The organism is Streptomyces sp. NPDC107454 (assembly GCF_055582885.1).
On the sequence record NZ_JBVJPA010000011.1, the window covers coordinates 393,763 to 420,121 of the forward strand.

Here is a 26,359-nt window from a genome sequence, read left to right on the forward strand (position 1 = left end):
CCTCACCACCCGGTGCAGCGCCAGGAACACAATCCTTCTCACGAAAGGCAGTGCCGAGATGACTGACGGCCGCAAGCTAGATGACGCACACGTACAAAAGCTCCAGACGAACGTCATCGACCGGTACGACAACGTCAAGAAGCACCTTCAGAAGCTCCAGGGATGCATCGACATGATCGAGGCCAACTGGACGGGCTTCGGCGCCAACGCGTTCAAGACTAAGCAGCACGAAATCAACGAGCACATGGCCGGGATCGGCCGCATGCTCGACGACTTCCTGAACGGAATCCAGCTCACCAAGCAGGACAAGAACAAGCTCGAGGACGAACTCCACTCCACGATCTCCAGCATCGAAGTGGACGCCGGCGCGAAGACCTCGGCGCTCAACCTTTACTGACGGGCCCCGAGTCCCGCCCCCGGACCGTGAGGTCCCTCTCACATCGTCAAGGAGATGAGGAAATATGACCGGCACGCCACACCTCCAGGATCTTGCCGTCAAGTACGGCGTCCTGGACGCACTCGCAACTGAACTTGGCGGCTTGGCCAAGCAACTCGAGAGCGATCTCACCGAACTGAAGCAGGGCGTACACAACGCGGCAGAGGGCTGGGCCGGCGACGCATACGACGCCTTCCAGCGGAAGTCGAGGGAGTGGGACAACCACACCAGCGCCATCCATCAGGCACTGCTCTCCATCACGCAAAAGGTGCACCAGGCCGGCGGCGACTACCGCGGCGGCGACAAGAAGGCGGCCAGCTTCTTCGACTGAAACGGGCTGGCTTGGAAGCACCGGGGTGGGCACGCACGGGAGGTGCCCACCCTGCGTTGCGTCATCGAGACCCCTTCCAGACAAACTGTCACCTTCGAAACATCATGAGGATCCGCACGTGGCTTGGGACGAGTGGGAGCAGCTGAAGAAGCAAGCCGCTGAGCGCGCCGAACCCGGCCTGGACCATGTGACCGGTGCCATGCGGAAAGGCGCCGCCGAAGAGTCCGGGGACGCCCGGCGGCAGCCGGAGGCGCACCTCACGGGCGACTCCCCGGAGGCCGAGGCAGCCACCGGACCCGTCCACTCCGACACGGCCGAACCCGACGGTTTCGGGGCAGCGCGGCGGATGGACCGGATCAGGCACACGATCGACAGCTTCCGGGACACCACGGTCCTGGTCCCCCTCGTTCCGCTTGGCGGCGGCCGGGGATTCCTGACTGCCGACTTCGGCGGCGTGCGGTGGATCCATGTCTTCACCGACGAGTTGGCCGCCGTCAGGTTCGACGAGGCGCAGGACGCCCCGAAGGGCCGCCGAGACTTCATGGCGGTGCGGGGGTGGCGCCTGCTGGACGTGGTGATCCCGGCAATGGGCGTGCCGTGCGGTGTCGCCCTGGACGTAGGCAGCGGCGACGACGGCGTGCTCCTGCCGCCGGTGGTGGGCATCGTGCCCGACGCGGCGGCGGTGGACGCGGAAGCGAACGGAAGCGGTGAACGACCGTGGTGAGCAACGGCGGCGGCAAGGACATCAAGGCGACCGGGCTGAACGAGATCGCGCAGGGCATCACACTGACCCTGAGCGAGCTCAAGGAAATAGGCATCGACAGCGCGGCCGGGTTCGGCCGAGGGTTCTCCAACCTGGAACTGTCCGGTCTGGAACTGGGCCACGACGGTCTGACATCGGCCTTCAAGTCGTTCTGCGAGCGTTGGGAATGGGGTGTGCGGGCGTTGGTGGGAGAGGGCAACTACTTCGCCCAGGCCGTGGGTCTTTCGGCCGGCACCTTGTACGAGACTGACCAGTACGTCGAGGGCACGTTGAAGATCGGCGCGAACTCGCTGATGGGCAACCCGAACGCCTCCGAGGACGAGATCACGCGGATGAGCTGGGGCGAGCTGGCCCAGAACAACGCGCTCGCGCACGCCGACTACAGCAAGGAGTCCTTCGATCAGGCCCTGCAGAACAGCGAGCAGGGCTGGAAGGACGCCGGCCGGGATGTGATGACCTCGCACACGCTGGGGCCGATGGGACTGAACCCTGAGAACCTGCACAGTGCGTTCGGGGTGAGCGACAGCGAGTACAACCAGGTGCTTGACGACACCTTCGGCCCGTCGCCCGAGGAACGGGCCCAGGCGGCGGCTCAACAGCAGGCACAGCAGGGCGGGAGCGGCGGCTGATGGGGCTCGGTGATCTGGTCAACGCCGGGCTGGGCAAGCTTGAGGACGGCGTCGACGCGGGCAAGAAGCTCGTCGGTGAGGGCGTCGAGTGGGGCGCCCACAAGGTCGGGGACGGTCTGGAGGCCGTCGGGGCCGACGGGTGGGCCGACAAGGTCGAGGACCTCGGCGACAACATCGCCTCCGACCTGGGCGCGAGCGTCGGAGAGCAGCAGCTCGGTGAGACCGACCAGGCGAACGAGCTGGTACACGGCAATCCGGCGTCCATCCGGGCCGCCGCCAAGCACCTGACGGGCTTTCACACCGCCTTCGACTCGGTCGGCCAGGGAATGCGCTCGCTGGACTCCTCGCACTGGCAGGGCGAGTCCGCCGACACCTTCCGCGAGAAGTTCGCCATGCATCCCCCCAAGTGGCTGCACGCCGCGGATGCCTGCGAGGCCGCCGGCAAGGCGCTGGACAGCTACGCGGACACGGTCAAGTGGGCGCAGGGTCAGGCCCAGAACGCCATCGGCCTCTACAAGAAGGGCAAGAAGGCCTCCGAGCAGGCGGTGGAGGCCTACAACAAGCGCGTCGACGCGTACAACGCCGCGATCAAAGCGGACAAGGACCCCGGACCCCCTCTGGAGCAGTTCAAGGACCCCGGCCGCAGCGACATCCAGAGCGCCCGCCAGATCCTGGCGGACGCGCGCCGCCAGCGGGACGAAGCCGGTCGTGTCGCCACGCAGGGGGTCACCGCGGCCCTGAAGCACGCCCCGGCCGAGCCGCCGCCGCTCGACCGGCTGGAGTCCGACGCGCTCGACGGCTACGGCGCGGTCAACACCGAGGTCCTTCACTTCACAGGGGGAGTGATCAAGGGGAGCGCGGGGTTGATCAACTTTGTCCGCGGTCTGAACCCCGAAGACCCTTACAACATCACTCACCCAGCCGATTACCTGCAGCACGTCAGCATGACCCTGTCCGGTCTGGTCTCGACGGCCGCGCACCCGGAGCGCGTTCCCGAAGCCCTCATCGACAGCTTCAAGAAGGACCCCTCGGAAGCCCTCGGCAGGCTCGTTCCTCAGCTCATCGGCACCGACGGGGCGGGGCTGGCGGTAGGCGGTCTGCGGACCGCTGTCAGGGAGGGGGTGGAGACCGGTGCGGCGAACATGGCCACCAACGGACTGAAGTACGGCGACGAACTCGCCGCCGCGCCGAAGGACTGGAGCAATCTCGCCCGCAGCACGGACCATGTTTCCGAGAAGGCGATCCACGCCGACTCGGTGGATCCGAAACTCGCCCGGGAATTCACCGACGATCAGTTTCCCTGGCTCAAGGACGTCAATCAGACGGGACATCCCGGCTACACCCAGAACTGCAGTCACAATGTGGATGCCGTGAACAGGAACCTGGACGGCGAACAGGCCAGCGCGGCCCCGAAGCAGAGTCCCGATCACGTGCCGCCGGAGGTGCTCGGGCTCAAGGACAGGCCCAAGGGTCACTACGACATGGTCAAGAGCTACGATGACATCATTCGCGACCTGCAGGCCAGGGGCGAGGGTTCGAGGAGCGTCATGTACATCAGCCGTTCCGATGGTTCGGCGCATGTGTTCAACGCGGTGAACACCCCGCACGGAGTGGTTTTCCTCGACGGCCAGTCCGGGACCCTGGGAGTACTCGAAAAGAATGTGTCGTCGATCGGCCATATTCCATATCGCGACGGAGTCAAGTAAATGAGCAAATCCGAAGCAGTCGAATTGGCCGCCGAATTCGTCAAGGCGATGTATCCGGACAAGGTGGTTTCCTTGGTCATGCTCCCGGACAAGTGCGAGGAATACGGCTTCGGCTGGGCCATTCGGTTCGACTGGAAGGAGCACCTCGAGACAGGAAATCCCATGGATGCGCCGTTCACCTCCGTCGTCGTCGTGCCGCACCATGGTGAGGCGGCGCATTGGCCGCCGACCGCACTTCCAGTGGCCGAGTACATGCGCCGACGCGAGGTGGGCGACTGGCCGAACGCCGACCGGCGCTCCGGGGGCTACTGACATGGACCGCCCCGACCAGCGGGCCGCGGCCTGGCTGGCCCACACCTACCGCGGCCTCGTCGAACTGTCCGTCCCCCATCCGGTGCACGAGACCTCCACCGCCTGGATGTTCGCCTGCCGCACCCTGGCCCAGCCGGGCTACCCCGCCACGCCGATGCTGGCGGCCTCGGTCGTCGTCCCGAAGGACGGGAGTTCGCCGTTCCACCCTTCGGCCAGCGATCCCCTCGCGGACCTGGACCCGGCCGGTCAGCAGAAAGTAGCCGCGAGGGTCGCCGACCAGGCCCGTAGGATCAATGCGCGCGGTTGCGTGGTGACCGTGCACTCCGCCATCGACGGCGCTCAGTCGACACCGTTGCCCTGGCAGCCGTCCGACGAGGCCCCCGGCTGGTGGCCCAGGCTCACGCGGCGCTACTTCCCGGCCTTCGAGCAGGTGGCAGTGAGCGACTGGGACTCGGTGATCAGGGCGGTGGCCGAACCGGGCCCGGACACCCGCGGTCTCGTCTGGGTTCGTCGGGAACTGGGCGGCGCCGAGGCGACCGGCAATCTGCTGTACGCGCACAACCACAAGGGCCAGGTCGTGTTCCTGGACGCCCAAGTAGGGGGTCTGGCGAAGCTCGACCCGTCCGCGCTGCGCGACTTGGTCCTCATGCGAGCCGTACCTCGGGCACACCCTCCGCGCTGGCCCTGGGAAGCGGAGGCACACGACTACCCGTCCGCGCTCCGCAAGGCGCAACTCTGGCTGGACCAGGCGTATCACGGGGAGGCCGAACTGGTCGATCCCGCACCGCAGGACGAGATCCGGCGAGGCTGGGTCTTCGCGTGCAACACAAAACGCTATCTGCGCGACGGGCGCTGGCAGGACGCCATGCTCGATGCCGCGCTGGTCGTACCCAGGGAAGCAGCCGCTCCGCTCGGCCTTCCCAACTCTGACCCATGGAACTGGCTGCAACGCTGGGACGACGGCGAGACTCCCGGATCCGCGGGATTCCCCGTCTCGCCGCCTCCCGGTTACGCGGCATGGTTCGAACCCACGCTGTCCGGCCTGGGCCCCGTGCTCTCCGCGACCGAACACGCGGACTGGGCAACGGTCATGGACGAACTCTCGGGTTTCCCGGTCGAAGCCCGAGCCGTGATCTGGGCCCGTCGAGTCGACGCGCGCGGCCGGGAGTCCGTCGGCCGGCTGCTGAACGCGGTGCACACGGCGCACGGCGTGATGCTGGTCGACGGTTCCACGGATTCTGCCGTGGCGTTCGACCAGGTCGGAATTCGTGGCCTGCACGTCATCCGTTATCGCTGACGCCCACAGCGGCAGCCACGGGCGCTCACACGGACACAGCCGAGATGGGTCCTTTGGCCAGGGCAAATTACTGTGACCTGCAGTGACACCCAGGTGATTGAGTCTTGACGTCGTCGGCCTGCACTCAGCCATGGTGCGGCGGCACCTTCCTGGCCTGTGCCCGTGCGAACGGTGGAAGCTCGGTAAGGCCGCCCAGCGGGTTCCCGCTCGACGTGGACGCCAGGTCGTAGTCGTCGTCGACGACGTACACCGTCGGACCTCGCCACCAGCCGCCCTCCCGCAGCTCCTGTGCGGTGACGTAAGCCGTGGGGCGCGGCGCTGCATAGCGCTGTGCTACTGGCAGCCCTGCTTCTCCATGGCCTTCGGGAAATAAGAACGGAGGAAGGAGCGCAGGGCATCGCGCCGTTCCGAAACCTTCTCAGGAACGTTCTTCTGCAGCTGAACCAGCACGGCGAACTTTTGCTGCTTTCCCTTGTAGGTGCAGCCGGCGACCGCCATCGCTCCACGGTCGGCGATCACGGCGTCGTCGCCGATGTCGGCAGCGGCGGGACTCCCCAGGCGTACGAGTGCCCGATCCTGGACCTTGATGGGATCGGTGTCGCCGGCAACGACATCTCCCGAGAGATAGACGACCAGCTTCTGGTCCACCAGCAGACGGCAACGCGGACTCTCCGGGCCGGCGTCGTACGACTTCTCGGTGAGTTTCTTCCCGTCGGGAAGGAGGGGAGACAGCGAGTCGGAGTCGACGGTCACACCGCATGCCTTGTCCGGGACCGCGTAGTCGCGAGATCCCGAACAAGCTGTCGCCGTCAGAAGGACCACGGTCGCAGCGGCAGCGGCGGCGACACTTCGCGTACAGCGCTGAGATCCCCCCGTGCGTACGGCGGTACGTACCGCCGTACGCACCGCGAGCCGACCCAGAAGCAGAGAAGTACCGTTGTTCACTGATCACCTGCCAGTCCCTGAGCACGGCCGTTGCCGTCGAAGGCGGCGCCGTTGATCTCGGATGTAATCGTGTACCTGTTGTTGCCGTGGTTCGGGTTGGCGTCCATCCACAGGTCGGCCAGCTTCTGCAGTTGGTTCTCCCGTGCGGTGAAGACTTCGCCGTTCTGCCGGGCGGTCTCCTCGTTGATGCGCGCCTGCTCGTCCAATTGCCATTGGTAGGCCAGGGCGTCGACGCCTCGCTGCGCGGCGTCACCGACAACCGGGATGAAGTTCACGGCACCACCGAAGCCGTGATAAAGCCACTTGGCGTCCCATGAAGGGTCGTGCTTGTCCGTCTTCAGGGCCTGATAGCGGGCCTCTTCGAGGAAGCCGACGGTGTGGCCTGCCCGGAGCAGCGTTTCCTTCGGGTCGCTCGGATGGTCCGTGTAGATGTCGCGCACCATCTCCCGGTTCAGGCCGTCGTTGAGAATTCCGTAGGCGTTCTGATCGCGTGACACCTGCTTCGTCACTTCCAACAACTGATGGCGATCGAGCTGTCTCGGGTCGCCGTGATCGTCCGCGAGGGAACTTGCGGTGTGATTGACCTCGTCGCCGTAGTTCACCAGCACTTTGGCCATGTCGTCGCGCATCTCGGGAGCGAAGTCGTCGCCCACACCCGAGATGATCTGCAGTGAGCGATCGAGGACGTGCCGGTTCTCGGCCGTGTGCTCCACGGGAACGGCGTGGGGGTCGTTGGGATTGACGCCCGTGGCCGCAGCGACGAGAGCATTCCCTGTAGCGTCACGCGACTGGTTTGCGTCGTGGCTGTTCAGGGGGGTGTCGTCGAATGTGGGGCGGTCCTTGAGGACCCACTCGGCGTTGTCCTGGGGGTCAGTGCTGTTGAAGAAGTCGGTGGCGGCGTCAGGGCTGTTCGAGAGAGCTGTCATGAATCCGGTCATCGGATCCCGGCCGAACTCGTCGCCCATGAAGTTCATCTTGGGCATGGCAGGTCCGCCCACGCCACCGTTCCAGTAGTGGTCCGGCAGCTTCATCTTCTTCTCGGTCGACACCAGGGCGTCACCGTACTTGTTCAAGAACGCGTCGTTGTAGTCCCCGACTCGCATGAGGTTGCTCATCAGCTGGAAACCGTAGACCCGTGTTCCACGGGTCTGGATGGGATCGTCACCCAGCTGGACCATGTCGTTCTCCCAGTTCCGCATCGCGGGGGAATCCGACTGTGTCGCTCCTGCGAGAGTGAGGCTGAGATTCTTTTGGAAGTCGCCGAGTTGATCGAGGCGTGCCCGCTGCAGATCGCCGCCGTCCGAGGGATCGGAGAGGTCGGCCCAGAAATCCAACGTCCCCTTCGGGCCGAGGGTGGTGGCGAACTTCTCCTGGAAGAGCGGGTCGTTCTTGTAGCCGGCGAGATTCCGGTTGAGTTCATCAAACTCCTCGGGAGACATCGAATCTCCCTTGCTCTTGATGAGATTCGCGTACTTCTCGGCGTCCTCCAGGGCCTTGGTCGCCGAATCCCGGTCACCGTACGAGGCGCCGGAGAACCCGTACTCGGCTTGCTCGACGATGGCGCGAAGCGCCTCGGACGCGGTCTCGTCGCTGTGCGTGGCTCTGCCGAGAATGCGCTGGACGTCATCGCGCAGCTCGGTCACATCCTGTTCGCTGTGATCAGGGACCGTGGTTCCCTTGGCCGCACGATCGGGATGGACGTTCATGGTGACGGTGAAGGAGCCGTTGCCGGTGTCCATCACCGTGAGGTTCTTCTTGAGCCCGCGTGATATCGCCTCGTTGAGCTGCTCGTGGTAGCTGACGAGCTCCTCGTGGGTGTCCTTGAGGATGTTACGGATGGTGCTGGCCTCGGTATGGGCGTCAGTGAACTCGCCCGCCGTCCTGGTGATGAACTCGCGCGAGACAGTGGCGTTCACCCCGGCCCAATTGGCCTTGTCCGCCAGGCCTTTGAGTCCTTCACGGGCGTTCTTCTCAAGGGTCTCCAGGTTCCCCACAACCCGAGTCCAGTCGTCTATGGCAGTACCGAGCGACGCGAAGTTCCCAAAACGGAGCGTATCCAGATCCATCAGTGACTCTTCCCCCCGTCGAAGCCCTTGTCGAGCGTGGAGATGCTGCTGATCTGGCCGCCGATGTAGTACTCGTCGCCCTGATGGGCCTTCTTCGTGAAGTCCATATGGTTGGAGATATGGGCACACGCGTCGAGGAGCGACGTCAGTTGTTCTTCCCAGCGGCTCTGCACGCGGTCGACTGCCCCACCCAGTGTGAAGCCCTGGGTCTTGAGATCCGACGCCGCCGTCTGGCTGCTGGACCAGGCGTCACGACCGTACCGGCCCAAGTCTTCCCACAGCTTGAATGCCCGGTCGCCGATCGCGGCGAGATCCTTTTGGTCAACGGTCAGATCACCCTGCGGGGTGCTGCCACCGCCACCGTCGGCCGGCAACTGATTGAGTTGCATACGCGCGGATTGCTTGTGCGCCGCCTGGTTCTTCAGCTGCTCCCATTCGTCCCAAGCCACGTCTGAATCCTCCCCGTTGTTCCCGTGAGCGCGGCCGTCGGACCGACGGCCGCCGGGCTACTTCAACGTACCAATGGAGCAGATCTGTCGCCTCGGAGCTGTCGAGTGCGAAGACTTTCGCGTGTGCTTCATCAGTACTCCACACTCATCAACCCGGTCTGAACCAAGGGCTTTCCCCGCCTGCGAGAGACAAAGACGCCCCGCCCCGCGGGCATTGCCCGAGGCCGCACTCCACCCAGGATGTCTCCCTCGCCCGGATCGCCGGCGAGCACCACACCCTGCGCACCCAGTTCCCTCATCCGCTGCATGAACGGCTCGTACGCGGCGCGCCCCGCACCGGCGGTCGACCGGGCGATGATGAACCGCACGCCCACATCCCGCGCGAACGGAAGCAGTTCGGTCAGACCGCCCAGCGGGTTCCCGCTCGACGTGGACACGAGGTCGTAGTCGTCGACCACGACGTACACCGTCGGGCCACGCCACCAGCTCCGCTCCCGCAGCTGCTGTGCGGTCACGTCTGCCGTGGGCGTCCGGCGTTGCATCAGCTCCGCCAGCGCGCTCATGTGGTGGTCCATCGCGTTGGACATGGGGATGTACTCGGCGAGGTGCGTGGACGGGGTGACGTCCAGCAGCGAGCGCCGGTTGTCGACCACGAACAGCTTGCAGTCGTCGCCCGAGTACCGCTCGGTCAGCTGCTTGATCAGTAGGCGCAGCAGGTTCGACTTGCCCGACTCGCTCTCTCCGAAGACGAGGAAGAACGGGTCCTGCTCGAAGTCGACGAAGACGGGTTCGAGGTTGTCCTCGTCGAGCGCGAAGGCCACGCCGCGCCGCGGGGAGTGGTCACCCGGAGGCAGCTGCTGCGCCGGGAACTCGCGGGGGAGCAGCCGGACTTCGGGGGCGCCGGGCGCCTGCCAGTGGCGGGACACCTCCGTCGCCAGCGCCGCCGTCGCGTCGGCGAGGTCCGTGTCCGACGTCAGACCGTCGATGCGCGGAACGGCACCCATGAAGTGCAGCTTCCCCGGTGCCTGGCCGCGGCCGGGCACGCCCGTGGGGACGTTCACCGCCACCTTGCGGTCCAGCTCCGAGTCCATCGTGTCGCCGAGGCGCAGCTCCAGACGGTTCATCAGGTGGTCCTTGAGGTTCGCCCGGACCTCCATCGACCTGGACGCGGTCAGGACGAGGTGGATGCCGTAGCCGAGACCCCGTGCGGCGATGTCCAGGACGACGCCCTCCACGGCCTCGTAGTCCGCGCGGAAGTTGCCCCAGCCGTCGATGACCAGGAAGACATCGCCCCACGGCTGGTCGGTCAGGGAGATCTGGCCGCGCGCCCGCTTCGTGCGGAACTCGGCGATCGACGAGATGCCGGAGGAGCGGAAGTACTCCTCGCGGCGCGTCATGACGCCGTACACCTCGGCGACCGTACGCCGCACCTTCTCCGGGTCGAGGCGCGAGGCCACCCCGCCGACGTGCGGCAGTCCGGCCACGGCCGACATGCCGCCACCGCCGAAGTCGAGGCCGTAGAACTGCACCTCGTGCGGGGTGTGGGTGAGTGCGAACGAGGCGATCAGGCTGCGCAGCAGCGTCGACTTGCCGGACTGAGGGCCGCCGACGATCTGCATATGGCCGGCCGCGCCCGAGAAGTCGACCCACAGCGGGTCGCGGCGCTGCTCGTACGGCTTGTCGACGAGACCGACGGGGACGACGAGCCGTCCCGCCCCCTCGTAGCCGGGCTGGGTGAGCCCGCGCCCCTGCACCGCGGCCAGTCCCGGGAGCAGCCCGTCCAGTGATGGCGGGCTGTCCAGCGGCGGCAGCCACACCTGGTGGGCCGCCGGGCCCTGCGCCTCCAGACGGCGCACGATCACATCGAGCACCGTGTCGGCCAGGGCGTCGTCCGTCTCCGGCGTCTCCTCGCGCTGCTGGGGCACGGCGGCGTACCGCACCGGCACCTCCGCCGCGGTGAACAGCACCGGTCGCCGGTCCACCGGCAGCGCGCCACCGAGCGCGGACCGGGTCGGACCCGTGCGATACACCCCGGAGACGTACGCCGCCTTGAAACGCACCATCTCGTCCGTGCCGAACTTCAGGAAGCCGGAACCGGGCACGTTCGGCAGTTCGTACGCGTCGGGGACGCCCAGCGCCGCACGCGACTCGGCGGCGGAGAACGTCCGCAGGCCGATCCGGTACGAGAGGTACGTCTCCAGACCGCGGAGCCGGCCCTCCTCCAAGCGCTGCGAGGCCAGCAGCAGATGCACGCCCAGCGAACGGCCGATGCGGCCGATCTGCACGAACATCTCGATGAAGTCCGGCTTGGCGGTCAGCAGCTCGCTGAACTCGTCGATCACCAGGACGAGGGACGGGATCGGCTGGAGCGGCGCCCCGGCCGCCCGCGCCTTCTCGTAGTCGTGGATGTTCGCGTAGTTGCCCGCGTCGCGCAGCATCTCCTGGCGGCGGTTGAGCTCACCGCGGATGGAGTCGCCCATGCGGTCGACCAGCGTCAGGTCGTCCGCCAGGTTGGTGATCACCGCTGCCACGTGCGGCATCTGCGCCATCCCGGCGAAGGTGGCACCACCCTTGAAGTCCGCGAGGACGAAGTTCAGCGTCTCCGACGAGTGCGTCACCGCCAGGCCCAGCACCAGCGTGCGCAGCAGCTCCGACTTGCCCGAACCCGTCGCGCCCACGCACAGCCCGTGCGGGCCCATGCCCTCCTGCGCGGCCTCCTTGAGGTCGAGCATCACGGGCCGCCCGTCCTCGCCGACACCGATCGGCACGCGCAGCCGCTCGGCGAGCGAACGCGCCCGCCAGGTGCGCTTGGTGTCCACCGAGGCCGCGTCTCCGAGGTTCAGCAGATCCGTGAACTCCAGGTTGGCGAGCAGCGGTTCGTCGTCGTCCCCGCCCGAGGCCATGCGCAGCGGCGCCAGCTGCCGCGCCAGCGCCTCCGCGGACTCGTACGAGAGGGCGTCGGGTGTGCCCTCGTAGACGATGCCGTGCCCGGACTCCAGGTGCAGCGCGTGCGGTTGCACGACGATGGAGAGGTCACCGCGGGCTCCGGACAAGTCCTCGGGGACGACCTCGACGACCGTCACCCCCTGCAGTCCCTCGGGGGCGGCCAGGACGGAGTCCGGTGGTAGCGACAGGCCATCGAGTACGACGACGATGTGCGGTTCGTCCGGGAGCGGGGTGGCGTTCGGGTGGAAGCGTGGGCGCCCCGTCAGCCGGGTGGCCAGCAGTTGTTCCAGCTCGCGAGAGTCGCTGCCGATCAGCCGGCGGCTGCCCGCGCCGTCCACCGCGTCGGAGAGCTGCACGTGCGGCAGCCACTTGGCCCACTCCCAGTGCGAGAGCTCCGCCCGCCCGGCCGCGACCACGATCACCAGGTCCTCGGGCGAGTGCAGCGAGGCCAGCGAACCGGCCAAAGCGCGCGCGGAGGCACGTACGGACTGCGGATCGCCGCTGACCGTGACATGGTAGAAGGCGCGCAGCGAGACGGCCATCGGAAGTGCGTCCAGGACCCCGTGGGTGGCCACGAACCGCTGCATCGCGCCCGCGGTCAGCGGCTCCAGCTGGTCGACCGGACCTGTCTCGGGGGAGACCAGCGGGGTGGCCAGCGACTGCGGACCGAGGCCGATGCGCACCTGGGCGAAGTCCTCGTCCCCGGGCCGCCGTTCCCACACCCGACTGCCCTCGGCGACCAGCGCCCACAACTGCTCGGGAGAAGGGTGCAGGTAGTACTGGGCGTCGCGCTGCGCCTTCCCCGTGTCCAGGGCCGTGCGCCGGGTCTGCGACAGATAGCTCAGATAGTCGCGGCGCATGTCCGCGAGCTGGCCCTGGGAGCCGCGACGGAAGCGGACGATCATCGCGACGGACATGGCCACCGTCGACGCGATCATCACCATGCCCATGATCTTCATGAACGGCTGCCCGTTCGTGAAGAAGAAGACCACCGAGCCGCCCATGCCGAGCGTCGGCAGCAACTGCATGAGGACGCTCTCCTGGTGCCCGCGCGGAAGCTCCGGCGGCGGCTGCAGGACGACCTCTTCCGTGGGCACTTCGGACGGCAGCGCCCGAGGTGGGCGCTTGACGATGATTTGGCTCACTGCTCACCAATTCCCTTGCCGGCCCCAGGGTCTTCCGCCCGCCGCCCCGTGTCAGGCGGACGCAGGCCGCCGCGTGATCCTACTGACTTACTACTGACTTCATGGGAGACGGGTGGGCGGTAGGGTGCCGGATGTTCGCGTGAGCACACGCGAACGAGGCTGGAAAAACAGGGCATTCCGCGCGATGTGGTGGTGTGCGGAACCCAAGAACCGGCCGTACGGAGCTCTTTCCGGCGCCTTGCCGCACCGTCGGCCGGGTGGTCCGGACAAAGAGACGCAGGACCTTCACATCGCGGCCGCAGAACCACCGCAGCCGCGGCGCCATCACGTCCGCGCAACCGACGCAGACGCACGGGCGTGACCGAGATCGCCGACGCAGGACCATCATTGAGGGGGAGCAGCAGGTGAGCATGACGGCCTCCGCGACAACCACCGGAGCCGGAGGGCCGGGACCCGGAGCCCCTCACGGGGCAGGCACGGGCCTCGGCTTCTGCCGGGTCACCATCGTCGCGCCCGACAGCCGGATCGACGTGGCGCTGCCCGACGACATCCCGGTCGCCGACATCTATCCGGAGATCCTCAGGCTCTCCCAGCAGAGTCCCGCCCAGGGCGCTCCGGTCGGCTACCACCTCGTACGCCGCGACGGCGCTGTCCTCGACAGCTCGCGCTCCTTCGCCGCGCAGCGGATTCTCGACGGCGAACTCCTCACCCTGCGCCCCTTCTCCGAGTCGCTGCCCCCCGCCGTCTTCGACGACGTGTCAGAGGCGGTCGCATCCGCGGTCACCCGTGAACGCACCCTGTGGAGTGGCGACCTGACGCGCGCCGCGGGGCTCGTCGGCGGCGGTGTCCTGCCGACGCTGCTCGCCTTCGTCGCCTGGACCGCCGATCCGCGCCACGACATGCACAGCCTTCCCGGCATCCTCGCGGGCGTCACCGGTGTACTTCTTGTCGTCCTCGCCGCGATCCGCGCACGGATCTACGACGACCGGGCCTCGGCCGTCGCGCTGGGACTCGGCGCGCTCCCGAACGTGGGCGTGGCGGGCTCCGGGCTGCTGTCACTGGCGGGCGGCGAGGGCATCGGCAAGCTGCAGTTCCTGCTCGCCTGCGCCGCGGTGCTGGTGGCCTCGGTGGTGCTCACCCTGTGCTCGCCGCGCGGCGACGGCCCGTTCGTCGCCTTCGTGTTCGCCTCTGCCGTCGCCCTGGTCGTGGTGTTCGTGGCACTGCTCGTGCACTGGACACCCACCGAGATCGCCGCGCTGTGCGCGCCCGTCGCCGTGGGGGCACTGGCGTTCCTGCCGGGCATGTCCATGCGCTTCGCCCGCCTGCCGATCGGCTTCGACCCGCCGAACGCCACTCCGCGCAGCGCGTACTCCGCCGATCCCGCCCCGCCGGAGCCGGTCGACGCCGAACGCATCGAGGCGCAGGCCCGCCGCGGCCATGAACTCCTCGTCGGGCTCGTGGGCGGCTGCGCGCTGCTCGCCGTCGGCGCCTCGGTGGTGCTCGGCTTCTCCGACAACGTCTGGGGACAGCTGCTCGCCTTCGCCACCGGCGTCGCCATGCTGATGCGCGCCCACCTCTTCCGCTACACCACCCAGGTCGCGCCCGTCCTGGCCGCGGGCCTCGGCGCTCTCGTCCTGCTCGGCCTCGGTCTGGCGCTCAACCCGCCGCACGCTCTGATGCGCGACGCCCTCACCGGCGACCGTGCGGACCTCGACATCCGCACGATCTGGCTCGTCGCGGCGATCGGGGCGGCGGCAGCGCTGGTCACCGCGCTCGGCCTGATCCTCCCGCGCGGCGGCCTCACCCCGTTCTGGGGCCGCTTCCTGGAAGTCGCCGAAGGCTTCGTACTGCTCACCCTCATTCCGCTGGCCCTCGCGGTCTTCGACGTGTACGGCGCGGCCCGGTCCATGACCAGCTGATCACCGAGCCGAGAACGGGGAGGGCGGTCGGCTCACCAGCCGACCGCCCTCCCCGTCTCTGTCCCTCGGTACGTCGCCTAGCCCGCCGCAAGCCCCCCGTTGTGCGGCGCCGGCTCCAGATCGAACTCGCCGTCCCGCGCCCCCAGCACAAAGGCCCGCCACTCCGCCTCCGTGTACCGCAGGACCGTGTCCGGGTCGAGGGAGGAACGCATGGCCACCGCGCCCTCGGGCAGGTACGCGATCTCGACCCGCTCCTCGTGTTCCTCCGTGCCCGGCGCGCTGTGCCATTCGACGTCGGAGATGTCCAGGGCGTAGAGCTCGTCCTTCTCCCGCTCCTTGCGCGCCTTGACGTCCGCGTTCGTCTCCGCCGCGATGTCCTCGTCCGCTACGCCCGCTGCGTCCGCTGCCTCGGCCATGTTCAAGCGGCCCCTTCCCCACGTACGAATGACCTGTGCGGTCACCCTAGTGGCCAGGCCCGTGTCACCAGGCAGGTTCGGGGACCCGGACAGACGCATCCGGCCAGGCTGGTACCCTGTGTGACGGCCGTTTGTGTACGCACCCCCGGAGCCCATCGCTCTGGAGGCCGCGCTCAGCGGATCCCCGCCTCCCGAGTAACGGAAGCTCCCCTGAGATGTGGACCAGGGGCACTCGGTGGCTACTCAGAGACTATGAGGAGTACGCGTGTCGCTCGACGCCGCTACGAAGAAGCAGATCATCAGCGAGTTCGGTCAGAAGGAGGGCGACACCGGCTCCCCCGAGGTCCAGGTCGCCATGCTCTCGCGCCGCATCTCGGACCTGACCGAGCACCTCAAGACCCACAAGCACGACCACCACTCCCGTCGTGGTCTGCTGATCCTGGTCGGTCAGCGCCGCCGGCTGCTGCAGTACCTGGCCAAGAAGGACATCCAGCGCTTCCGTGCGCTGGTCGACCGCCTGGGCATCCGCCGCGGTGCGGCGGGCGCCAAGTAAGACGCCGTGAAGGGAGCGGTTCCCACCTCTTGGGAGCCGCTCCTTTTGCTGTACGTGCCGCTGCCGTGAGCATTGCCGTACGCACTGCCGTACGTCTCTGTACGTGCGGAGTGTCACCGACGCTTTGTAGTGTGGTAGCACAACGCAATACGCAGGACACAGCACGTACGACACAGCGTGATGGCTCCGTACCCGCCGGGTAGGGACCGTCACGTCAACGAACGAGGAGACGCGCACCGCACCGCCGCCGGTCCTCGGTAGTGGCCCCCGGGGGAATGAGATCCCGGGTGCTTCGATCGAAGACCGGCCCGCACCAGACGGAGCGCCTCTCCGCCACCGTCCCCCTGCCACACGGGCAGGACGGGACGAAGACGAGGAGAAAACGCTAGTGGAGAACGAGACCCACTACGCCGAGGCCGTTATCGACAACGGTTCCTTCGGCACCCGCACCATCCGCTTCGAGACGGGCCGCCTGGCCAAGCAGGCCGCCGGCTCCGCCGTGGCGTACCTGGACGACGACACCATGGTGCTGTCGGCCACCAGTGCTTCCAAGAAGCCCAAGGACAACCTCGACTTCTTCCCCCTCACGGTGGACGTCGAGGAGCGGATGTACGCCGCAGGCAAGATCCCCGGCAGCTTCTTCCGCCGCGAGGGTCGCCCCTCCGAGGACGCCGTCCTCACCTGTCGTCTGATCGACCGCCCGCTGCGCCCGTCCTTCAAGAAGGGCCTGCGCAACGAGATCCAGGTCGTCGCCACGATCATGGCCCTCAACCCCGATCACCTGTACGACGTCGTGGCGATCAACGCCGCCTCCGCGTCCACGCAGCTGGCCGGTCTGCCCTTCTCCGGCCCGGTCGGCGGCGTCCGCGTCGCGCTGATCAACGGCCAGTGGGTCGCGTTCCCGACGCACACCGAGCTCGAGGACGCCGTCTTCGACATGGTCGTCGCCGGTCGCGTCCTGGAGGACGGCGACGTCGCGATCATGATGGTCGAGGCCGAGGCCACCGAGAAGACCATCCAGCTGGTCAAGGGCGGCGCCGAGGCGCCGACCGAAGAGGTCGTCGCTTCCGGCCTCGACGCCGCGAAGCCCTTCATCAAGGTCCTGTGCAAGGCGCAGTCGGACCTCGCCGCGAAGGCCGCCAAGCCGACCGCCGAGTTCCCGATCTTCCTGGACTACGAGGACGACGTCCTCGAGGCCCTGACCGCCGCGGTCAAGAGCGAGCTCGCCCAGGCGCTCACCATCGCCGGCAAGCAGGACCGCGAGGCCGAGCTGGACCGCGTCAAGGAGATCGCCGCCGAGAAGCTGCTCCCGCAGTTCGAGGGTCGCGAGAAGGAGATCTCCGCCGCGTACCGCGCGCTGACCAAGAAGCTGGTCCGCGAGCGCGTCATCAAGGACAAGGTCCGCATCGACGGCCGCGGCGTCACGGACATCCGTACGCTCGCCGCCGAGGTCGAGGCCATCCCGCGCGTGCACGGCTCGGCGCTGTTCGAGCGTGGCGAGACCCAGATCCTGGGCGTCACCACCCTCAACATGCTCCGCATGGAGCAGCAGCTGGACACCCTCTCCCCGGTGACCCGCAAGCGCTACATGCACAACTACAACTTCCCGCCGTACTCCGTCGGTGAGACGGGCCGCGTGGGCTCCCCGAAGCGCCGCGAGATCGGCCACGGCGCCCTCGCCGAGCGCGCGCTCGTGCCGGTCCTGCCGACCCGCGAGGAGTTCCCCTACGCGATCCGTCAGGTGTCCGAGGCCCTCGGCTCCAACGGCTCGACCTCCATGGGCTCGGTCTGCGCCTCCACCATGTCGCTGCTGAACGCCGGTGTGCCGCTGAAGGCCCCCGTCGCCGGCATCGCCATGGGTCTGATCTCCCAGGAGATCGACGGCCAGACGCACTACGTCGCCCTCACCGACATCCTCGGTGCGGAGGACGCCTTCGGCGACATGGACTTCAAGGTCGCCGGCACCAAGGAGTTCGTGACCGCCCTCCAGCTCGACACCAAGCTGGACGGCATCCCGGCCTCCGTCCTGGCCGCGGCCCTCAAGCAGGCCCGCGACGCCCGCCTCCACATCCTCGACGTGATGATGGAAGCGATCGACACGCCGGACGAGATGTCCCCGAACGCCCCGCGGATCATCACCGTCAAGATCCCCGTGGACAAGATCGGTGAGGTCATCGGCCCCAAGGGCAAGATGATCAACCAGATCCAGGAGGACACCGGCGCCGAGATCACGATCGAGGACGACGGCACCATCTACATCGGTGCCGCCGACGGCCCGGCCGCCGAGGCCGCCCGCGCCACGATCAACGGCATCGCCAACCCGACCATGCCGGAGGTCGGCGAGCGCTACCTGGGCACCGTCGTGAAGACGACGACCTTCGGCGCGTTCGTGTCGCTGCTCCCGGGCAAGGACGGTCTGCTGCACATCTCGCAGATCCGCAAGCTCGCCGGCGGCAAGCGCGTGGAGAACGTCGAGGACGTCCTCGGGGTGGGCCAGAAGGTCCAGGTCGAGATCGCCGAGATCGACTCCCGCGGCAAGCTCTCCCTGATCCCCGTGATCGAGGGCGAAGGCGACGACGACACGAAGGACGACACCGACCAGTGACGTCTCGTAGCTCCACGGCGACGGCCCGCACCTCTTCGGAGGCGCGGGCCGTCGCCCGTACCCAAACCCTCATCAAGGGCGAGAACGGCATCGGTACGGTCCGTAAGACCACCCTCCCCGGCGGCCTGCGCATCGTCACCGAGACCCTCCCCTCCGTACGCTCGGCCACCTTCGGGATCTGGGCGCACGTCGGCTCCCGCGATGAGACGCCGACGCTGAACGGCGCCACGCACTACCTGGAGCACCTGCTCTTCAAGGGCACCTCCCGGCGCAGCGCCCTGGACATCTCCTCCGCCATCGACGCGGTCGGCGGCGAGATGAACGCGTTCACGGCCAAGGAGTACACGTGCTACTACGCGCGTGTGCTCGACACCGACCTCCCGCTCGCCATCGACGTCGTGTGCGACATGCTCACCGGCTCGCTGATCGAGCAGGGCGACGTGGACGCCGAGCGCGGCGTGATCCTCGAAGAGATCGCGATGACCGAGGACGACCCGGGCGACTGCGTGCACGACCTGTTCGCGCACACCATGCTCGGCGACACCCCCCTCGGCCGCCCGGTCCTCGGCACGGTCGACACGGTCAACGCCCTCAGCGCCGACCGCATCCGCCGCTTCTACAAGAAGCACTACGACCCGACGCACCTCGTGGTCGCCTGCGCGGGCAACGTCGACCACAACAAGGTCGTACGCCAGGTCCGCGCCGCCTTCGAGAAGGCCGGCGCCCTCAAGGAGAGCGCCGTCGAGCCGATCGCCCCGCGCGACGGCCGCCGCGCCATCCGCACCGCGGGCCGCGTCGAGCTCCTCGGCCGCAAGACCGAGCAGGCCCATGTCGTCCTCGGCATGCCGGGCCTCGCCCGCACCGACGAGCGCCGCTGGGCCCTGGGCGTCCTGAACACCGCCCTGGGCGGTGGCATGTCCTCCCGCCTCTTCCAGGAGGTCCGCGAGAAGCGCGGCCTGGCCTACAGCGTGTACTCGTACACCTCGGGCTTCGCCGACTGCGGCCTCTTCGGCGTGTACGCGGGCTGCAGGCCGAGTCAGGTCCACGACGTGCTCAAGATCTGCCGCGACGAGCTGGACCACGTCGCCGAGCACGGCCTCTCGGACGACGAGATCGGCCGCGCCATCGGTCAGCTCCAGGGCTCCACGGTCCTCGGCCTGGAGGACACCGGCGCGCTGATGAACCGTATCGGCAAGAGCGAGCTGTGCTGGGGCGAGCAGATGTCCGTCGACGACATGCTGGTCCGGATAGCGTCGGTCACCCCGGACGACGTCCGTTCGGTCGCCCGCGACATCCTGGGACAGCGGCCCTCGCTGTCGGTCATCGGCCCGCTCAAGGACAAGCAGGCCTCCCGTCTGCACGACGCGGTCGCGTAATCCCCGTCTCGGTAAGGAACGAAGCAATGAGCAAGCTGCGCGTGGCGGTCCTCGGTGCCAAGGGCCGGATCGGGGCCGAGGCGGTACGAGCCGTCGAGGCCGCCGAGGACCTGGAGCTGGTGGCCGCGCTGAGCCGCGGCGACGAGCTGGAAGCGCTGGTCGCCACCGGCACCCAGGTCGTGGTCGAACTGACGACCCCGGACTCGGTGATGAGCAACCTCGACTTCTGCGTCCGGCACGGCATCCACGCCGTGGTCGGCACGACCGGCTGGACCGACGAGCGCCTCGCGCAGCTCAACACCTCGCTGGCCGCGTCCCCGGAGACGGGCGTGCTCATCGCGCCCAACTTCTCCATCGGGGCCGTACTGACCATGAAGTTCGCCGAGGTCGCCGCGCCGTACTTCGAGTCCGTCGAGGTCGTCGAGCTGCACCACCCGAACAAGGTGGACGCCCCCAGCGGCACCGCCACGCGTACCGCCCAGCTCATCGCCGCGGCCCGGGAGCGCGCGGGCAGCACCCCGCAGCCCGACGCCACGGCGACCGCCCTGGACGGCGCCCGCGGAGCGAACGTCGACGGCGTGCCGGTGCACGCGGTCCGCCTGCGCGGGCTCCTCGCCCACCAGGAGGTCCTGCTCGGCGGCGAGGGCGAGACCCTCACCATCCGCCACGACTCCCTCCACCACAGCAGCTTCATGCCGGGCATCCTGCTCGGCGTCCGCCGCGTGGTGACCGCCCCGGGCCTCACCTTCGGCCTGGAACACTTCCTGGACCTCGGCTGAGCCGAGGGCCGCACAACAGATAGCCGGCAGACATGCGTGCGAAGATCACCTACGCCGTCACGGCAGCCGTCCTGGTCGTCTATTTCGTCCTGGTCGGCAGCCGAGGCGTGCTGCTCATCGAGAACGGCACCTTGATCACCGTCACCTTCGGTGTCGCGGTGCTGATCCTGCCGGTCATCGGCATCTGGTTCCTGTGGAAGAACACCCAGTTCGTCCGCAAGGCCAACCGGCTCGCCGCCGAGCTCGACGCCGAGGGCGGCCTGCCCGTCGACGAGTTGAAGCGCACCCCGGGCGGCCGTATCGACCGTGACTCGGCCGACGAGGTCTTCACCAGGCGCAAGGCCGAGACCGAGGACGCCCCGGACGACTGGCGCAGCTGGTTCCGCCTCGCGATCGCCTACCACGACGCCCGCGACACGCCGCGCGCCCGCAAGGCGATGCAGCGGGCGATCGCCCTGCGCGAGGGCAGGCCCCCCGCCGAGGCCTGAGAGCAACGGCGCACACGAGAAGTGCGACGACGGCACGGCGACAAGGACGTCGAAGGGGCCGGCCCGCGGAGTGCGGACCGGCCCCTTCGCCCTGCCACGAGATGCCCTGCCACGTCGCCTTGCCACGACCGTTGGGGCTCAATCCCGCCGGTACTCGTCGGCCCACACCTCGACGGCGTCCGCTGCCCGGTCGAAGGCCTCCGTGCGCGCCAGAAAGTCGGAGTTGTGCGAGGTGAGCAGCGGCGGCAGGGTGTCCGCCGCACGACCCTTGCGTACGAGGATCAGCGCCTGTCCCTGCACGGTGCGCGGCAGTCCGAGCCAGCGCACCGGCTGCTGGACGGTGCGTACGGCGACGACCTGCTCCCAGGACGTCGTACTCGTGTTCAGGAAGCCCACGCGGCGCAGCCCCCGCGCACTCACCCAGACGCCCATCCGCAGCAGCCGCAGCGCGCACAGGATGACGAGCACGGACCCACCGAAGCAGAGCAGGGCGGCGGAGCGGCTCCCCGTGAGCGCGACGAGCACGGCCGCGACGAGCACGTAGGAGGCGAGCAGCAGCACGAGCGCGGCGAGGGCCACCCGCCACGGCCCGGGCCGGTAGGGGCGCCGCCAGCGGCCGCGGTCGTCGAAGGGCAGGGCGAGCTCGTCCGCCACCTCGTCAAAGTCACGGTCCGCCGTCAGGAAGGGCAGGGGCACGACTGATCCTCACTCAATCCACGCATGGGCTGTGCCCGGTGAGGCTATCGAGCGGGGTCCCGGCTCACCACCCTTGGGGGGCCATGGGGGTGCCCTCACGCCCTTTGGGCAGCGGGGGAGGGTCAGCGGCCGTCGGAGGCTTCGGAATGCTGGGTCGTCGCGGACGACTGGTCGAGCGAGAGGGCCGGCATCCCGATGATCAGCGCGCCCACCAGCCCGGCGACCACGGTGAGGCCCAGGAGCCAGCGGCCGAATATCTCGCCGGCCGACGAGCGTCGGCGGGGTGGGGGAGCGACATTGCTGCGGAACTGGTCGGCTTCTGCGATGAAGGCGAACGGTACGGGCTCGCGCCGACGGAACATGGGGGTTGCTTCTCCTCTGGAGGCTCGAACGGATCACTGTCACCCATACAGACGAGCGAACGCCCCAAGAGGTGCCCGGAATCACCGAATTCGCTGAAGTTCGCCGACGAATGTCGCGGCACGCCACCGAACGCCCCGTTGTCAGTGGCGGGCCGTAGAGTGGGCGCCGCCCGAGAGATGTGATGGGAAGGACCCTGCGCACCGTGACCGACACCCCCGCCGACGACCTCAAGCCCAGTTTCCGCAGCGATGTCACCGTCGAGCTGGTCAAGCACACCGCTTCCGACTCGGACGTGCTGTTCGCCGCCCGCGTCTCGACCCTCGGTGAGCAGTCCCTCGACGAGCTCCAGAAGGACCCGGAGCGCTCCAAGGGCCTGTTGAACTACCTGATGCGGGACCGGCACGGCAGCCCCTTCGAGCACAACTCGATGACCTTCTTCATCAGCGCCCCGATCTTCGTCTTCCGCGAGTTCATGCGGCACCGCGTGGGCTGGTCGTACAACGAGGAGTCGGGCAGGTACAGGGAGCTCGAGCCGGTCTTCTACGTCCCGGACGAGTCCCGCAAGCTGGTCCAGGAGGGCCGCCCCGGCAAGTACGTCTTCGTCGAGGGCACCCAGGCGCAGCAGGAGCTCACGGGCCGTGTGATGGAGGACTCCTACCGACAGGCGTACGAGGCGTACCAGGAGATGCTGGCCGCCGGTGTGGCCCGCGAGGTGGCCCGCGCCGTCCTCCCCGTCGGCCTCTTCTCGTCGATGTACGCCACCTGCAACGCACGCTCCCTGATGCACTTCCTCGGGCTGCGCACCCAGCACGAGCTCGCCAAGGTCCCGTCCTTCCCGCAGCGGGAGATCGAGATGGTCGGCGAGCAGATGGAGGCGGAGTGGGCCGGGCTCATGCCGCTCACCTACGCGGCCTTCAATGCCAACGGGCGCGTGGCGCCGTAGCGCGCTCCCGCGCGCCGCTCGGCACAGATGTGCGGATCAACCGAGCGAGGTGTCCGTATTGCGGCATTTCGAGAAGTTCATCTAGCCTGATCAAACGGACCCGGCACTGCTTGAACCCCCGAGCAGGCAGTGCCGGGCTCCGCATTTGTCACGCTTTGTCGTGTCTCCCGAGGGCAGACCACGCCTTGAGCAGCGAGTAGCGTGTTACCCATGGCTCCGACCTCCACTCCGCAGACCCCCTTCGGGCGGGTCCTCACCGCCATGGTCACGCCCTTCACGGCGGACGGCGCACTCGACCTCGACGGCGCACAGCGGCTCGCCACCCACCTGGTGGACGCAGGCAATGACGGCCTGATCATCAACGGCACCACCGGTGAGTCACCGACCACCAGTGACGTGGAGAAATCGGATCTCGTACGAGCCGTACTCGAGGCGGTCGGCGACCGCGCCCACATCGTCGCGGGCGTCGGCACGAACGACACCCACCACAGCATCGAGCTCGCCCGCGCCGCCGAGAAGACCGGCGCGCACGGCCTGCTGACCGTGACGCCGTACTACAACAAGCCCCCGCAGGAGGGCCTGTACCGTCACTTCTCGGCCATCGCCGACGCGACCGAGCTGCCGGTGATGCTGTACGACATCCCGGGCCGCAGCGGCGTACCGATCAGCACCGAAACCCTCGTGCGGCTGGCCGAGCACCCGCGTATCGTCGCGAACAAGGACGCCAAGGGGGACCTCGGCCGAGCCAGCTGGGCCATCGCCCGCTCCGGACTCGCCTGGTACTCCGGCGACGACATGCTGAACCTGCCGCTGCTCTCCGTGGGCGCGGTCGGTTTCGTCTCCGTCGTCGGCCACGTCGTCACCCCGGAGCTGCGCGCCATGCTGGACGCGTACGTCTCGGGCGACGTACAGAAGGCCACCGAGATCCACCAGAAGCTGCTCCCCGTCTTCACCGGCATGTTCCGCACCCAGGGCGTCATGACGACCAAGGCCGCGCTCGCCCTCCAGGGCCTGCCCGCCGGGCCGCTGCGCGCCCCGATGGTCGAGCTGTCGCCCGAGGAGACCGCCCAGCTCAAGATCGATCTTGCTGCCGGCGGGGTAGAACTCTAAATACAGACTTCACAACTGAATATGCACGACAACGCAGGCCAGGGGCCTGCACCCCACACAGACAACTGCTACTGCACGAACGTCATGCGCGCCACGTGCCTTGCCAGGTACGTGGCGCGTGTGGTGAGGAGAGTCTTTTGAGTCATCCGCATCCTGAACTTGGCCCGCCGCCGAAGCTCCCCAAGGGAGGCCTGCGGGTCACCCCGCTCGGTGGCCTTGGCGAGATCGGCCGGAACATGACGGTCTTCGAGTACGACGGCCGACTGCTGATCGTCGACTGCGGAGTGCTCTTCCCCGAGGAGGAGCAGCCCGGAATCGACCTGATCCTGCCGGACTTCACGTCCATCAGGGACCGCCTCGACGACATCGAGGGCATCGTCCTCACCCACGGCCACGAGGACCACATCGGCGCTGTCCCGTTCCTCCTGCGCGAGAAGCCGGACATCCCGCTGATCGGCTCCAAGCTGACCCTCGCTCTGATCGAGGCGAAGCTCCAGGAGCACCGCATCCGCCCGTACACGCTCGAAGTCGCGGAGGGCCACCGTGAGCGCATCGGCCCCTTCGACTGCGAGTTCGTGGCGGTCAACCACTCCATCCCGGACGCCCTCGCGGTCGCCATCCGCACCCCCGCGGGCATGGTCGTCCACACCGGCGACTTCAAGATGGACCAGCTCCCGCTGGACAATCGCCTCACCGACCTGCACGCGTTCGCACGTCTGAGCGAAGAAGGCATCGACCTTCTCCTCTCCGACTCCACGAACGCCGAGGTCCCGGGCTTCGTCCCGCCCGAGCGCGACATCTCCAACGCACTGCGCACGGTCTTCGCGAGCGCCCGCAAGCGGATCATCGTGGCGAGCTTCGCCAGCCACGTCCACCGCATCCAGCAGATCCTGGACGCGGCTCACGAGTACGGCCGCCGGGTCGCCTTCGTCGGCCGCTCGATGGTCCGCAACATGGGCATCGCACGCGACCTGGGCTATCTGAAGGTCCCGCCGGGCCTCGTGGTGGACGTCAAGACGCTCGACGACCTCCCGGACCACGAGATCGTCCTCGTCTGCACGGGCTCGCAGGGCGAGCCGATGGCCGCCCTGTCGAGGATGGCCAACCGGGACCACCAGATCCGGATCGTCCAGGGCGACACGGTGATCCTGGCCTCGTCGCTCATCCCGGGCAACGAGAACGCGGTCTACCGCGTCATCAACGGCCTCACCCGCTGGGGCGCCAACGTCGTCCACAAGGGCAACGCCAAGGTGCACGTCTCCGGCCACGCCTCCGCGGGCGAGCTGCTGTACTTCTACAACATCTGCAAGCCGCGGAACCTGATGCCGGTCCACGGCGAATGGCGCCATCTGCGCGCCAACGCCGAGCTCGGCGCCCTCACCGGCGTCCCGCACGACCGCATCGTGATCGCCGAGGACGGAATCGTCGTCGACCTCATCGAGGGCAAGGCGAAGATCTCAGGCAAGGTCCAGGCGGGTTACGTGTACGTCGACGGCCTCTCGGTCGGTGACGTGGGCGAGCCGGCGCTCAAGGACCGCAAGATCCTCGGTGACGAGGGCATCATCTCGGTCTTCGTGGTGATCGACTCGAGTACGGGCAAGATCACCGCCGGTCCGCACGTGCACGCGCGCGGTTCGGGTATCGACGACTCCGCCTTCGCGGACGTCATCCCGAAGGTCACGGAGGTCCTGGAGCGCTCGGCCCAGGACGGCGTGGTCGAGCCCCACCAGATGCAGCAACTCATCCGCCGCACGCTGGGCAAGTGGGTCTCGGACAACTACCGCCGCCGCCCGATGATCCTGCCGGTCGTCGTCGAGGTCTGACCCCTCGCACGCGCCAACTCCGGAGCGGGGCCCCTCGATTTGCATCGGGGCGCCCCGCTCCAGTACGTTTACGGCTCTGCCTGAACGGGAACCCGGTACGACCGTGTGCCAGGGACCACCCCGAGCGGGGCGGAAATTTCGACTCAGAATCTCTGATAAAGTCGGAGTCGCCGGAAAGGGAAACGCGAAAGCGAGAACCTGGAAAGCACCGAGGAAATCGGATCGGGAAACGGTCTGATAGAGTCGGAAACGCAAGAACAAAG

The 26,359-nt window shown here is 68.0% G+C and carries 23 protein-coding genes; 16 read left to right on the plus strand and 7 right to left on the minus strand.

The genetic code is table 11. From position 1 onward, the window contains the following. Nucleotides 1–58: 58 nt before the first annotated feature. The 7 genes from ACZ69M_RS29140 to ACZ69M_RS29170 all read left to right on the plus strand — a co-directional run bounded on the left by ACZ69M_RS29140 (nucleotide 59) and on the right by ACZ69M_RS29170 (nucleotide 5,474). Nucleotides 59–397: a WXG100 family type VII secretion target gene (locus tag ACZ69M_RS29140; RefSeq protein ID WP_097289238.1), complete on the plus strand. Its 339-nt coding sequence runs from the start codon at nucleotides 59–61 to the stop codon at nucleotides 395–397. Nucleotides 398–461: 64 nt separating this feature from the next. Next, a complete protein-coding gene (locus ACZ69M_RS29145; protein WP_319747376.1) occupies nucleotides 462–767 on the plus strand; it encodes a WXG100 family type VII secretion target in 306 nt (101 codons plus the stop codon). A 118-nt stretch (nucleotides 768–885) separates the two neighbouring features. Then, on the plus strand, nucleotides 886–1,491 hold the full coding sequence (locus ACZ69M_RS29150) for a hypothetical protein (RefSeq protein ID WP_470054362.1): 606 nt from the start codon (nucleotides 886–888) through the stop codon (nucleotides 1,489–1,491). Then, a complete protein-coding gene (locus tag ACZ69M_RS29155) occupies nucleotides 1,485–2,159 on the plus strand; it encodes a hypothetical protein (RefSeq protein ID WP_470054364.1) in 675 nt (224 codons plus the stop codon). The genes ACZ69M_RS29150 and ACZ69M_RS29155 overlap by 7 nt, the downstream gene beginning before the upstream one ends. Further along, nucleotides 2,159–3,865, plus strand: a complete 1,707-nt coding sequence (locus tag ACZ69M_RS29160; RefSeq protein WP_470054366.1) for a putative T7SS-secreted protein — start codon at nucleotides 2,159–2,161, stop codon at nucleotides 3,863–3,865. Before ACZ69M_RS29155 ends, ACZ69M_RS29160 begins: the two co-directional genes overlap by 1 nt. Beyond that, the gene (locus tag ACZ69M_RS29165) at nucleotides 3,866–4,177 is read left to right on the plus strand and encodes a YrhB domain-containing protein (protein ID WP_470054368.1); all 312 of its coding nucleotides are present in this window, start codon (nucleotides 3,866–3,868) and stop codon (nucleotides 4,175–4,177) included. 1 nt (nucleotide 4,178) lies between these two features. After that, the gene (locus ACZ69M_RS29170) at nucleotides 4,179–5,474 is read left to right on the plus strand and encodes a YrhB domain-containing protein (protein ID WP_470054370.1); all 1,296 of its coding nucleotides are present in this window, start codon (nucleotides 4,179–4,181) and stop codon (nucleotides 5,472–5,474) included. 333 nt (nucleotides 5,475–5,807) lie between these two features. Here ACZ69M_RS29170 and ACZ69M_RS29175 read toward each other — a convergent pair whose 3' ends face one another. From ACZ69M_RS29175 to eccCa, 4 genes are all read right to left on the minus strand, one after another. Then, nucleotides 5,808–6,227: a hypothetical protein gene (locus tag ACZ69M_RS29175; RefSeq protein WP_470054372.1), complete on the minus strand. Its 420-nt coding sequence runs from the start codon at nucleotides 6,225–6,227 to the stop codon at nucleotides 5,808–5,810. Between the two features lie 188 nt (nucleotides 6,228–6,415). Next, nucleotides 6,416–8,485: a hypothetical protein gene (locus tag ACZ69M_RS29180; protein ID WP_470054374.1), complete on the minus strand. Its 2,070-nt coding sequence runs from the start codon at nucleotides 8,483–8,485 to the stop codon at nucleotides 6,416–6,418. Next, the gene (locus ACZ69M_RS29185; RefSeq protein WP_470054376.1) at nucleotides 8,485–8,934 is read right to left on the minus strand and encodes a hypothetical protein; all 450 of its coding nucleotides are present in this window, start codon (nucleotides 8,932–8,934) and stop codon (nucleotides 8,485–8,487) included. Before ACZ69M_RS29185 ends, ACZ69M_RS29180 begins: the two co-directional genes overlap by 1 nt. 131 nt (nucleotides 8,935–9,065) lie before the next feature. Next, on the minus strand, nucleotides 9,066–13,025 hold the full coding sequence (gene eccCa, locus ACZ69M_RS29190) for a type VII secretion protein EccCa (RefSeq protein ID WP_470054378.1): 3,960 nt from the start codon (nucleotides 13,023–13,025) through the stop codon (nucleotides 9,066–9,068). A gap of 410 nt (nucleotides 13,026–13,435) precedes the next feature. On the opposite strand from eccCa, the gene eccD reads away from it, so the two are divergent. Continuing rightward, nucleotides 13,436–14,944 (plus strand): type VII secretion integral membrane protein EccD, encoded by a 1,509-nt coding sequence (gene eccD, locus ACZ69M_RS29195; protein WP_470054415.1) that lies wholly within the window; start codon nucleotides 13,436–13,438, stop codon nucleotides 14,942–14,944. Nucleotides 14,945–15,021: 77 nt separating this feature from the next. Here eccD and ACZ69M_RS29200 read toward each other — a convergent pair whose 3' ends face one another. After that, on the minus strand, nucleotides 15,022–15,360 hold the full coding sequence (locus ACZ69M_RS29200) for a DUF397 domain-containing protein (protein ID WP_470054379.1): 339 nt from the start codon (nucleotides 15,358–15,360) through the stop codon (nucleotides 15,022–15,024). A 265-nt stretch (nucleotides 15,361–15,625) separates the two neighbouring features. On the opposite strand from ACZ69M_RS29200, the gene rpsO reads away from it, so the two are divergent. From rpsO to ACZ69M_RS29225, 5 genes are all read left to right on the plus strand, one after another. Continuing rightward, on the plus strand, nucleotides 15,626–15,913 hold the full coding sequence (gene rpsO / locus ACZ69M_RS29205; RefSeq protein WP_037741887.1) for a 30S ribosomal protein S15: 288 nt from the start codon (nucleotides 15,626–15,628) through the stop codon (nucleotides 15,911–15,913). Between the two features lie 388 nt (nucleotides 15,914–16,301). Further along, nucleotides 16,302–18,518 (plus strand): polyribonucleotide nucleotidyltransferase, encoded by a 2,217-nt coding sequence (locus ACZ69M_RS29210; protein WP_470054381.1) that lies wholly within the window; start codon nucleotides 16,302–16,304, stop codon nucleotides 18,516–18,518. Further along, a complete protein-coding gene (locus ACZ69M_RS29215; protein WP_470054383.1) occupies nucleotides 18,515–19,894 on the plus strand; it encodes a M16 family metallopeptidase in 1,380 nt (459 codons plus the stop codon). The genes ACZ69M_RS29210 and ACZ69M_RS29215 overlap by 4 nt, the downstream gene beginning before the upstream one ends. Nucleotides 19,895–19,920: 26 nt before the next feature. Then, complete coding sequence (gene dapB, locus ACZ69M_RS29220; protein ID WP_470054385.1) at nucleotides 19,921–20,673, plus strand: 4-hydroxy-tetrahydrodipicolinate reductase; 753 nt, start codon at nucleotides 19,921–19,923, stop codon at nucleotides 20,671–20,673. Between the two features lie 32 nt (nucleotides 20,674–20,705). Beyond that, a complete protein-coding gene (locus ACZ69M_RS29225) occupies nucleotides 20,706–21,161 on the plus strand; it encodes a tetratricopeptide repeat protein (protein ID WP_403705864.1) in 456 nt (151 codons plus the stop codon). Nucleotides 21,162–21,299: 138 nt separating this feature from the next. Here the strand turns inward: ACZ69M_RS29225 and ACZ69M_RS29230 are convergent, their stop codons facing one another. Continuing rightward, nucleotides 21,300–21,857: a hypothetical protein gene (locus ACZ69M_RS29230; RefSeq protein WP_470054387.1), complete on the minus strand. Its 558-nt coding sequence runs from the start codon at nucleotides 21,855–21,857 to the stop codon at nucleotides 21,300–21,302. A gap of 122 nt (nucleotides 21,858–21,979) precedes the next feature. Beyond that, nucleotides 21,980–22,219 carry a hypothetical protein gene (locus ACZ69M_RS29235; protein ID WP_470054389.1) on the minus strand — a complete coding sequence of 80 codons (240 nt, stop codon included), beginning with the start codon at nucleotides 22,217–22,219 and terminating at the stop codon, nucleotides 21,980–21,982. Nucleotides 22,220–22,422: 203 nt separating this feature from the next. On the opposite strand from ACZ69M_RS29235, the gene thyX reads away from it, so the two are divergent. The 3 genes from thyX (at nucleotide 22,423) to ACZ69M_RS29250 (ending at nucleotide 26,096) form a co-directional block, all read left to right on the plus strand. Beyond that, the gene (gene thyX / locus ACZ69M_RS29240) at nucleotides 22,423–23,163 is read left to right on the plus strand and encodes an FAD-dependent thymidylate synthase (RefSeq protein WP_470054391.1); all 741 of its coding nucleotides are present in this window, start codon (nucleotides 22,423–22,425) and stop codon (nucleotides 23,161–23,163) included. 210 nt (nucleotides 23,164–23,373) lie between these two features. After that, on the plus strand, nucleotides 23,374–24,273 hold the full coding sequence (dapA, locus tag ACZ69M_RS29245; RefSeq protein ID WP_470054393.1) for a 4-hydroxy-tetrahydrodipicolinate synthase: 900 nt from the start codon (nucleotides 23,374–23,376) through the stop codon (nucleotides 24,271–24,273). 137 nt (nucleotides 24,274–24,410) lie between these two features. Next, nucleotides 24,411–26,096, plus strand: coding sequence for a ribonuclease J (locus ACZ69M_RS29250; RefSeq protein ID WP_075031322.1), 1,686 nt, complete (start codon nucleotides 24,411–24,413; stop codon nucleotides 26,094–26,096). The last annotated feature ends 263 nt before the right edge of the window (nucleotides 26,097–26,359 follow it).

What these genes read in the sequence shown, in the direction of transcription:
- ACZ69M_RS29225 (WP_403705864.1), top strand. Translation starts at nt 20,706, where the DNA reads ATGCGTGCGAAGATCACCTACGCCGTCACGGCAGCCGTCCTGGTCGTC.
- ACZ69M_RS29200 (WP_470054379.1), bottom strand. Translation starts at nt 15,360, where the DNA reads ATGGCCGAGGCAGCGGACGCAGCGGGCGTAGCGGACGAGGACATCGCG.
- ACZ69M_RS29165 (WP_470054368.1), top strand. Translation starts at nt 3,866, where the DNA reads ATGAGCAAATCCGAAGCAGTCGAATTGGCCGCCGAATTCGTCAAGGCG.
- dapA (WP_470054393.1), top strand. Translation starts at nt 23,374, where the DNA reads ATGGCTCCGACCTCCACTCCGCAGACCCCCTTCGGGCGGGTCCTCACC.
- eccD (WP_470054415.1), top strand. Translation starts at nt 13,436, where the DNA reads ATGACGGCCTCCGCGACAACCACCGGAGCCGGAGGGCCGGGACCCGGA.
- ACZ69M_RS29160 (WP_470054366.1), top strand. Translation starts at nt 2,159, where the DNA reads ATGGGGCTCGGTGATCTGGTCAACGCCGGGCTGGGCAAGCTTGAGGAC.
- ACZ69M_RS29145 (WP_319747376.1), top strand. Translation starts at nt 462, where the DNA reads ATGACCGGCACGCCACACCTCCAGGATCTTGCCGTCAAGTACGGCGTC.
- ACZ69M_RS29235 (WP_470054389.1), bottom strand. Translation starts at nt 22,219, where the DNA reads ATGTTCCGTCGGCGCGAGCCCGTACCGTTCGCCTTCATCGCAGAAGCC.
- ACZ69M_RS29180 (WP_470054374.1), bottom strand. Translation starts at nt 8,485, where the DNA reads ATGGATCTGGATACGCTCCGTTTTGGGAACTTCGCGTCGCTCGGTACT.
- ACZ69M_RS29170 (WP_470054370.1), top strand. Translation starts at nt 4,179, where the DNA reads ATGGACCGCCCCGACCAGCGGGCCGCGGCCTGGCTGGCCCACACCTAC.
- dapB (WP_470054385.1), top strand. Translation starts at nt 19,921, where the DNA reads ATGAGCAAGCTGCGCGTGGCGGTCCTCGGTGCCAAGGGCCGGATCGGG.
- ACZ69M_RS29140 (WP_097289238.1), top strand. Translation starts at nt 59, where the DNA reads ATGACTGACGGCCGCAAGCTAGATGACGCACACGTACAAAAGCTCCAG.